The organism is Paraburkholderia sp. (genome assembly GCF_034668105.1).
Classification (GTDB): Bacteria; Pseudomonadota; Gammaproteobacteria; order Burkholderiales; family Burkholderiaceae; genus Paraburkholderia.
The window spans coordinates 1-5,483 of sequence record NZ_JAXDPY010000210.1; the positions used below are offsets into that span (position 1 = coordinate 1).

Annotated in this window: 6 protein-coding genes and 2 pseudogenes; 2 read left to right on the plus strand and 6 right to left on the minus strand. The window is 59.8% G+C overall.

Features of this window, described 5'->3' with window-relative positions; translation table 11 throughout:
* Together QOC89_RS09865 and QOC89_RS09870 are read right to left on the minus strand one after the other, a co-directional pair.
* Window positions 1–209: pseudogene (locus QOC89_RS09865) on the minus strand (two-component sensor histidine kinase); the annotation flags it as partial.
* Window positions 206–877 (minus strand): heavy metal response regulator transcription factor, encoded by a 672-nt coding sequence (locus QOC89_RS09870; protein WP_323044842.1) that lies wholly within the window; start codon window positions 875–877, stop codon window positions 206–208. The pseudogene QOC89_RS09865 and the gene QOC89_RS09870, both read right to left, overlap by 4 nt.
* A gap of 812 nt (window positions 878–1,689) precedes the next feature.
* Here QOC89_RS09870 and QOC89_RS09875 point away from each other — a divergent pair.
* Window positions 1,690–2,001: a DUF4148 domain-containing protein gene (locus tag QOC89_RS09875; protein WP_323044839.1), complete on the plus strand. Its 312-nt coding sequence runs from the start codon at window positions 1,690–1,692 to the stop codon at window positions 1,999–2,001.
* Window positions 2,002–2,034: 33 nt separating this feature from the next.
* On the opposite strand, the gene QOC89_RS31860 is transcribed toward QOC89_RS09875, so the two are convergent.
* The 4 genes and pseudogenes from QOC89_RS31860 to QOC89_RS09890 all read right to left on the minus strand — a co-directional run.
* Window positions 2,035–2,454, minus strand: coding sequence for a DUF6587 family protein (locus QOC89_RS31860; protein WP_416340386.1), 420 nt, complete (start codon window positions 2,452–2,454; stop codon window positions 2,035–2,037).
* Window positions 2,361–4,220 carry a ferrous iron transporter B gene (gene feoB, locus QOC89_RS09880; protein ID WP_323044840.1) on the minus strand — a complete coding sequence of 620 codons (1,860 nt, stop codon included), beginning with the start codon at window positions 4,218–4,220 and terminating at the stop codon, window positions 2,361–2,363. Before feoB ends, QOC89_RS31860 begins: the two co-directional genes overlap by 94 nt.
* Window positions 4,217–4,462, minus strand: a complete 246-nt coding sequence (locus tag QOC89_RS09885) for a FeoA family protein (protein WP_087753623.1) — start codon at window positions 4,460–4,462, stop codon at window positions 4,217–4,219. Before QOC89_RS09885 ends, feoB begins: the two co-directional genes overlap by 4 nt.
* A 206-nt stretch (window positions 4,463–4,668) precedes the next feature.
* Window positions 4,669–4,979, minus strand: a pseudogene (locus QOC89_RS09890) (chromate transporter); the annotation flags it as partial.
* A 155-nt stretch (window positions 4,980–5,134) separates the two neighbouring features.
* On the opposite strand from QOC89_RS09890, the gene QOC89_RS09895 reads away from it, so the two are divergent.
* Entirely contained in the window at window positions 5,135–5,257 is a 123-nt protein-coding gene (locus QOC89_RS09895) for an ATP-binding protein (RefSeq protein WP_323044841.1), read from the plus strand.
* The last annotated feature ends 226 nt before the right edge of the window (window positions 5,258–5,483 follow it).

Here is a 5,483-nt window from a genome sequence, read left to right on the forward strand (position 1 = left end):
CCAATCGCCTGCGCCGAACCGTATCTGCGCGCTGCCGATAGAAACTCGTCGAGCTTGACCGAAATCTCGCTATCGTCGCGCTGCCTGAGCTGGCTGGAGAGCGAATGATAGAGGAGGCCGCCGGCCATCGAGAGCACCAGTATGGCGACGATGGTAAAAGCGAAACTCAGACGCCTGAGCAGCGAATACGCTCCGTCCGCCGCAGTCATGGTCGTTCTTCCATCACATAGCCCATGCCACGGACCGTATGGAGTAGTTTCTTCTCGAATGGGTTATCGATCTTTGCGCGCAGGCGTCTGACAGCCACTTCAACGACGTTCGTATCGCTGTCGAAATTCATGTCCCAGACCTGGGACGTGACGACTGCGCGCGTGACCACTTCACCCTGCCGCTCGGCGAGGAGTTTCACAAGCGTGAATTCCTGCGCAGTCAGGTCGATGCGTACGTTACCGCGACGCACACGGCGCCTGACGAGGTCGATTTCCATGTCGCCGACGCGCAGCACAGTGTCGACCGATTGCGTGGGTCTGCGCAGCACCGCGCGAATCCGCGCAAGAAATTCAGAGTAGACGAATGGCTTTGCCAGGTAATCGTCTGCCCCCGCTTCAAGTCCGGCGACCTTGTCTTCCACCGCATCGCGCGCCGTCAGGAGAAGTACAGGTGTGCGTTTTTTAGCTCGCAAGCGTCTGAGTACCTCAAACCCGTCGAGACCCGGAAGCATGACGTCGAGTACGATCAGATCGTAGTCGTCGTGGAGCGCCTGGAACAAACCGTCTTCGCCATCGTTAGATATATCGACGTTGAAGCTTGCCTCCATGAGGCCTTTGCGAAGGTACGAGGCCATCTTCGGTTCGTCTTCGACGATCAGGATACGCATGATGAAAACCCTTTCGCACAGCAAGTCGTGAATCCATCGCAGATAGTACATGTCTCTAATTGCATCTGCGCAGCGACGCAATTTCAGGCAACTACCCCGTACCGTAGGCTCCGTGGATCTTTTACGCCCCGGCGGGATGTGCGATTGCGCGAGGTGTCTTGTTTCACGCGGCGGGTGAAGGGGCGCGGTCATATCGCTCGTAGTCGATAATTGTAAGAAAGACATCCTTGCGTCAAGATGGACGAAAAATGACAATAATGTCATGAATCGGGACACTTATCCGGTTCAAGCCCCGAGGGTTGCTGACGATGATAAAGCGGGGCGAGAGGCCGGTAGCAAAGTACGGCTCTGATGCCGCGATCAGGCGTGTTCGCCGCCGCAATCCGCACCTGTTGCATCCCAACCTTTTTGCACACAGTCGGTCTGATCTGGAGGTACCAAGCTCGAAAGTTATGCAGGGGAGCCACGGCGACAACGAAGGCGATGCGACGTGCTGACTGCGTCGTTGCTTTGTTCGTATCAGGATTGGGGCGGGTGTCAGCGTTGCGGGCGGTTGCGCAGGCGAAAATCGCGTTACCTGCCCGCAGTCGTGTCCGGTGAATGTGCGCGACTCATAGATGCAAGGAACAATCGGCGACTCACTCCAGGCATTCAAATTCAAACATGACGTCGATGTAATGTGAGCGTCAGGACACGTCCACCTTCGCTATGCAGAATTAACGCTGCGCACCCCGGTTGCGACGAGGCAGGAAATCGGTGAGTTCAATCACAGTTCGAAGCCGACCACATCCCATTCTAGAAGGTACCCTACGATGAAGACGCTTTTTTGTGCTGCCCTGGTTACCGGGCTGCTCACTCTTTCGACCGTCTCCTTTGCTCAAGACGCTAGTGTGCCGGTGACGCGTACGGACGTCCGGGCGGACCTGATCAGGCTGGAACAGGCGGGCTACCGGCCGAGCAAGTTGAAGTATCCGGCTGACATCCAGACGGCGGAGGCACACCTTGGCGCGCAGGATGTCACAGCAACGAGCAGCAGCGGAGTGGGTGGCGTGGCGAGTGGCTCTTTGCAGGTGGGTGCGCCCACGACGATGGCGAGCGCCCAGTCGATCTATTCCCATCACTGATGTAAGCTGGCGGCAATTGAAGCGCGATTTCTATCATGGCAGTGTGGCGCTCGTGTTTCGCTTCTGTTGCGGCCGGAATTCGAGCGGTTGCGGCTCCAAACTTCCGGAAGATGACGGCCGCGAGGTGCCGCAACCGCCGCAGGTTCCGCAACCGTCCACGCAGTTGCCGGTTGCCTGATCAGGACGCAGCCAGCGCCCCAGCGCCTGCGCTGCGCGCGCACGTTGCGGCTGCACAAGCCAGGCCGAGGCGACGGCCTGCCAACGCGTCGTCAATTGAGGCGCCAGCTTGCGAAACGTGTGAAGCAGGCTTAGCGCCACAAGGAAGGCAATCACGACATACTGCAATCCAAGACTCAGCCTCACGTGAACCACCTCGCAATCTGATACGTCAGCAGCGACGCCGCGTAGGCCACCACAAACATGTAACCAAAGGAGATCGCGACATTGCGCCACGACCGCGTTTCGCGACGGATCACCGCCAGCGTCGACATGCACTGCGGCGCGAACGCGAACCACACCAGAAGCGACAGCGCACTCGCGAGAGAGAAGTTAGCGGCCAGTGCGTGTACGAGCCCGACCGTGTCGGCGTCGCCGCCCACAGCATAGACGGTGGCGAGCGCCGCAACCGCCGTCTCACGTGCGGCAAACGCGGGGATCAGCGACAGGCTGATCTGCCAGTTGAAGCCGAGTGGCGCAAAGATGTACTGCAGGCCGCGGCCAATGTAGCCGGCGAAGCTGTAATCGATGGCGGGCCCGGTGGCGCCCACAGGCGGCGAAGGAAACGTGGAGATAAACCACATGAGCACCGTCAGCGCGAGGATCACGCCGGTCAGCCGCTTCAGGAAGATGTGGCCGCGTTCCCACAGGCCGATTGCAATGTCACGTGCTTTTGGCAGGCGGTATGACGGCAATTCCATCAGGAGTGCGTGCTCGCTGTGATCGCGGCGCAGACGCTTGATGACCCAGCCCACTGCCATCGCGCCGGCAATGCCCGCTGCGTAAAGCGCGAACAGCATGAGCCCCTGCAGGTTGAAAATGCCCAGCACCCGATGGTTGGGAATGAAGGCGCCGATCAGCAGTGCGTAGACCGGCAAGCGTGCCGAACAGGTCATCAGCGGCGCAACGAGGATGGTGGCGAGGCGCTCGCGCGGATCCGTGATGCTACGGGTGCCCATCACGCCAGGAATCGCGCAGGCGAAACTGGACAGCAGCGGGATGAACGAGCGCCCGGTAAGGCCCACCGACACCATCATTCGGTCAAGCAGGAACGCCGCACGCGGCAGGTAGCCGGATTCTTCCAGTACCAGAATGAACAGGAACAGCACCAGGATTTCCGGCAGGAAGCCAAGCACGGTGCCGAGGCCACCCAGCAAACCGTCGGTCACGAGGCTGTGCAGCGGACCGTCCGGCAACCATGCCCCCGCTTGCACGCCAAGCCAGGTGAAGCCGTCGCCGATTGCATCGGTCATCGGTTTGCCCACCGAATAGACCGCCTGGAAGACGAGAAACATCACCGCGGTGAGGATCAGCAGACCGAACACCGGATGCAGCGCCCAGCGGTCGATGGCATCGTCGCGCGCGTCGGTAGCGCGCGGCATCGTCACGGCAGCGGCGAGCAACGCGCGGACTTCGGCGTGCAGGTCGGCTTGATCGTGCGTTTCGTTAGCCGTTCCGGCTAAAACGCGCGTTGAGTCTGACGGCTGCGCATCCACGAGGTCGATCAGTTCGATCAGCGCGCGGGCGCCGTTGCGCTGGACCGCGATCGTCTGCACCACCTGCACGCCGAGCCGGCGCTGCAATTCGGCAACATCGATCGTGATGCCGCGCCGCGCGGCGGCATCCATCATGTTCAGCGCCAGCACGACCGGGCGCCCCAGCCGCTTCACTTCAAGTACGAAGCGCAAATGCAAGCGAAGATTGGTGGCGTCCGCGACGCATACGACGAGATCCGGAATCGCTTCGCCTCGATAGTTGCCGAGCAGCACATCCCTTGTGACACGCTCGTCCGGACTGGTGGATTTGAAACTGTACGCGCCCGGCAGATCGAGCAACTGGATCTGGCGCCCAGAAGGCGCAGTGAAGCGGCCCTCTTTGCGTTCGACCGTGACGCCAGCGTAGTTGGCAACTTTCTGACGCCCGCCGGTGAGTTGGTTGAATAGCGCTGTTTTTCCGCAGTTTGGATTGCCGACGAGAGCAACGCGCAAGCTTGTTTCGCTCATGAACCGGCGACCTCACGCACACTGACCCGATTGGCCTCGGCCTGGCGCAGTGCGAAACGGGTCGAGCCGATCTGGATAAGAAGGGGATCGGCGCCCCACGGGCCGTAGGCTACGACGCGTACGGGCTCGCCCGGCACAAAGCCGAGATCGCGCAGACGTTGGGCGATCGAATCGCCGGCGTGGATATCTTGAACACTTTCCACGATAGCGGGGGCACCTTTGGGCAGTTCGGGCAGGCGCATCTGGCTTACAGTTTGAAATGAGAAACGTTCTCATTATAGAGGTTTACATGTGCCAACGCATACGGACCATGCTATCGCTGCGTGGTGAACGAATACGTTGACGCAGTTCTTCCATGACATCGACCGCGCGGTCATAGTAATTGGAAGTCTCTGAGCCAATTACCCACTGTACGGAGAACGTATTATTTCGCTATAGAATCAAATGTTTACAGTAAGGCGATCTCCGCCTCCGCGCCCCTGGCGAACGCGCAGAACACAACGACGGCGAGCGGAGGTATCTTCCAGCGAGTCAGCAGAAAAAATCCAATCGCTGCGATGGCGAAATCGAGCTTTGAGAGAACCGAACTGTCCAGACAGGCGAGTACAAAGCCGTGGCAAGTACTCCAACGACTGAGGCGTTTGCCCCTGAAAGCAATGCAGTCATCAATGGGCGGGCGCGCAGCGATTGCCAGAAAGGCAGCGCCGCCAGCACGAGCAGGAGCCCCGGCAAGAAGATACCTACGGTGGCGCGCAGAGCTCTGCTGGGCGACCACTGACACGGCGACGAGCTTAAGCCCGTGATAAGGAGGCGCACGTGGTCGTGGCTGTACATGACTCCGGCCCGGGCATCGATCCAGCAATGTAAATCGGCTGTTAGGCGCTTTCTTCACGACGAAGTCCAACGGAATGGGCATGGGATTGTCGATCTGCCGCTCGATCATCGAAGCCCACGGAGGACAGCTGTCGGCATCCAGTAATGCCCGGCACGGTGCGACTTTCCAGTTTAGTCTGCCTTCGATTGGCGAGAGCGCGTGACGGGGAGACTTCACGCGAAGCAGGACAACAATTGGCAATTCGTCTCATGCCATAAGAGTACATCCATACTAATAACCGCTCACTCGGTGTAGGCTGGAATCGTTCAGCGCCCTGCGGCTTTCGCTTCGCTGTCCAACAGGAAGAGCGCGGTCGATCCTTCCCAACTGACCGCTTGCGACTGCGAAACGTTTTCTCCAGTACCGGCAACTGCGCAGGGTGCCAGGCC